Source organism: Candidatus Methylomirabilota bacterium (assembly GCA_035260325.1).
Taxonomy (GTDB): Bacteria; Methylomirabilota; Methylomirabilia; order Rokubacteriales; family CSP1-6; genus AR19.
Genome location: DATFVL010000116.1, coordinates 1 through 3,097 on the forward strand (window position 1 = coordinate 1; position 3,097 = coordinate 3,097).

Here is a 3,097-nt window from a genome sequence, read left to right on the forward strand (position 1 = left end):
CCTCGTCCACCGGCTCACGACCCCGCGCCTGGTCACGGTCATCGAGCGCGATCCCGTCATTCTGGATATCGCGCGGCGCTGGTTCGGGCTCGCCGACCTCGGCCCGATGGAGTTCTACTGCGGCGACGCCGAGACGGTGGCCGCGGCGCTGCGGGACGCCGGCCGGCGCTTCGACTTCGTGATGGAGGACGCCGCCTACGCCGACCTGGAGCGCTCGCGTCCGGTGGTGGAGGCGCTGGTGCCGCTGGTGGCGGACGAGGGCACGCTCGTCGTCAACCGCCATCGCCGCGGCGACGCCGGCGCGCTCGTGCGGATCCTTCGCCGGTGCTTCGAGTCCGTCCGCACACAGCGCGTACGCCGCGAAGGCGAGAACGTCCTCATCTACGCCTCACAGCCCCGCACGACCTGATCTGCCCGCCGACGCGCCGCGAGCGCGCGAGCGGGGCCCGGGTTGCCCCCGCGAGACCCGTGTTTCGGGCATTGCGTCGGACCCGGCTGGGAATCGGTGCACGATGACAGGCGCGCCGTAGCGTCGATTTGCGTGGTCGAGTGGGGGCGACCCGGGCCCCGCTCGCGCGCTCGCAACGACGGCCGCCGACGCGATCAGGCCGTGGGCAGCTTCTTGTAGCGCAGTCGGTGGGGCCGTTCCGCCTCCGCGCCGAGGCGCCTCTTGCGGTCGGCCTCGTAGTCGGCGTAGTTGCCCTCGAACCACACCACCCGCCCCTCGTCCTCGAACGCGAGCATATGCGTGGCGATCCGGTCGAGGAACCAGCGGTCATGGCTGATGATGACGGCGCAACCGGCGAAGTCGAGCAGCGCGTCCTCGAGGGCGCGCAGCGTGTCGACGTCGAGGTCGTTGGTGGGCTCGTCAAGCAGCAGCACGTTGCCCCCGGCGGTGAGCACCTTGGCGAGGTGCAGGCGGTTGCGCTCGCCGCCCGACAGCTCGCCCACCCGCTTCTGCTGGTCGCTGCCCTTGAAGTTGAACGACGCGACGTAGGCGCGTGACTGCATCGTGCGGCCGGCGACGTTCATGAGATCCAGGCCGCCGGAGATCTCCTCCCACACCGTCTTCTTGCCCTCGAGTGCGTCGCGGCTCTGATCGACGTAGGCGAGCTTCACGGTCTCGCCGACGCGGAGCGTGCCCTTGTCCGGCGTCTCCTGGCCCACGATCATGCGGAACAGGGTCGTCTTGCCGGCGCCGTTCGGCCCGATGACGCCGACGATGCCGCCGCGCGGAAGCTTGAAGCCGAGGTCGTCGATCAGGACGCGGTCGCCGTAGCCCTTGCCGACGTGGTCCGCCTCGACGACGAGGTCGCCGAGCCGCGGGCCGGGCGGAATGCTGATCTCGAGCGTCTCCGCGCGCTTTTCGTTCGACTCCTGCAGCAGCGCGTCGTAGGCGGCGAGCCGCGCCTTGCTCTTGGCCTGGCGCGCACGCGGCGACATCTGGACCCACTCGAGCTCGCGGGCCAGCGTACGCTGGCGCGCGGCGTCGGCCTTCTCCTCCTGCTTGAGCCGCTGCTCCTTCTGCTCGAGCCAGGAGGTGTAGTTGCCCTCCCACGGGATGCCGTGGCCGCGGTCGAGCTCGAGGATCCACTTCGCGACGTTGTCGAGGAAGTAGCGGTCGTGCGTGATGGCGACGACGGTGCCCGGGTACTCGTCGAGGAAGCGCTCGAGCCACGCCACCGACTCGGCGTCGAGATGGTTCGTGGGCTCGTCGAGCAGCAGCATGTCGGGCCGCGACAGCAGCAGCCGGCAGAGGGCGACGCGGCGCCGCTCGCCGCCGGAGATCTTCGCCACATCCGCGTCGCCCGGCGGCACGCGGAGCGCGTCCATCGCCATCTCCACCGTGCGATCCAGATCCCACGCGTTCGCCGCGTCGATCTTGTCTTGCAGCCGCGCCTGCTCCTCGAGCAGCTTCTCCATCTCGGTGTCCGACAGCGGCTCACCGAGCTTCGCCGAGACCTCCTCGAACCGCGTGAGGATCGCGCGCGTCTCGGCCACGCCCTCCTCGACGTTGCCACGCACGTCCTTCGTGGGATCGAGCTGCGGCTCCTGCGGCAGGTAGCCGATGCGCAGGCCGTCGGCGGCAAACGCCTCCCCGAGGAAATCCTTGTCGACGCCGGCCATGATGCGGAGCAGCGACGACTTGCCGGCGCCGTTGGCGCCGAGCACCCCGATCTTCGCCCCGTGGAAGAACGAGAGATAGATGCCGCGCAGGATCTCCCGCTTGGGCGGGACGACCTTGCGCAGGTCCTTCATGACGAACGCGTATTCCCCTGCCATATATACATGGGGGCCCCGAGATGGCCCCCAAACCCCCCTCGTTCGGACCGCCCCGGCGGAGCCGTGGCGGTCCTCTATCTCACGCTTACTTCTGGGGGCCCCGACATGGCCCCCAATCCCCGTCGTTCGGACCGCCCCGGCGGAGCCGTGGCGCTCCTCTATTCTAGGTACTTCAGGCGGCGCCCAACTTCAGGCGGCGCCGAGCAGGCGGCGGTGCTCGGGCATCATGCAGCGGTCTTGCACGACGCGAATGCCGGCGCGCGCCAGCGTCTCCGCCGCGCCGTCGTGGCGGATGCCCAGCTGGAACCAGACGACCGAGGGCTTCCACGGCAACCGGACGATCTCGGCCGCGTGACCCGGCAAGAATTGTGGGCGACGGAAGACCTCGACGACGTCCGCGGGCGCGCGCAGGTCGGCGAGCGTGGCGGCGACCGCCTCGCCGAGGATGCGCTCGCCGGCCCGCGTCGGGTTCACGGGCAGCACGCGATACCCGCGCGCCTTGAGATACGCGGGCACGTAGTGTGCGGGCTGCGCGGGCTCGCCCTTGGCGCCGAGCACCGCGATCGTCCGTGCCTCGTGCAGGATCCGCGCGAGCCCGGCGTCGTCGTCCACGAGGTTCATTCGCCAGTCCATACGGGCGGTCAGCCTCTCACGAGCCGCCGAGGGCTGCAATGATTTCGCCGCCGAAGGTCTCCGCCCGCCAGCGCCGCACGCCCTCAACCGCGGCCAGCTGTTCGATCGTGCGCGGCGCCGCCTCGGCGATCTGCGTGATGAGGCGGTTGGGCAGCAGCAGGCCGGGCTCGAGGCCGAGGCG

General features: G+C 70.6%; 3 protein-coding genes. 1 reads left to right on the forward strand and 2 read right to left on the reverse strand.

All coding sequences use genetic code 11. From position 1 onward, the window contains the following. Nucleotides 1–409 (forward strand): class I SAM-dependent methyltransferase (locus tag VKG64_07950; GenBank protein ID HKB24973.1); only part of this gene is annotated, 409 nt, incomplete at its 5' end. Nucleotides 410–603: 194 nt separating this feature from the next. Here the strand turns inward: VKG64_07950 and ettA are convergent. Both ettA and VKG64_07960 read right to left on the reverse strand, forming a co-directional pair. After that, nucleotides 604–2,283, reverse strand: coding sequence for an energy-dependent translational throttle protein EttA (gene ettA, locus VKG64_07955; protein HKB24974.1), 1,680 nt, complete (start codon nucleotides 2,281–2,283; stop codon nucleotides 604–606). A 189-nt stretch (nucleotides 2,284–2,472) separates the two neighbouring features. Further along, nucleotides 2,473–2,916: a CoA-binding protein gene (locus VKG64_07960; GenBank protein ID HKB24975.1), complete on the reverse strand. Its 444-nt coding sequence runs from the start codon at nucleotides 2,914–2,916 to the stop codon at nucleotides 2,473–2,475. Nucleotides 2,917–3,097: the final 181 nt, after the last annotated feature.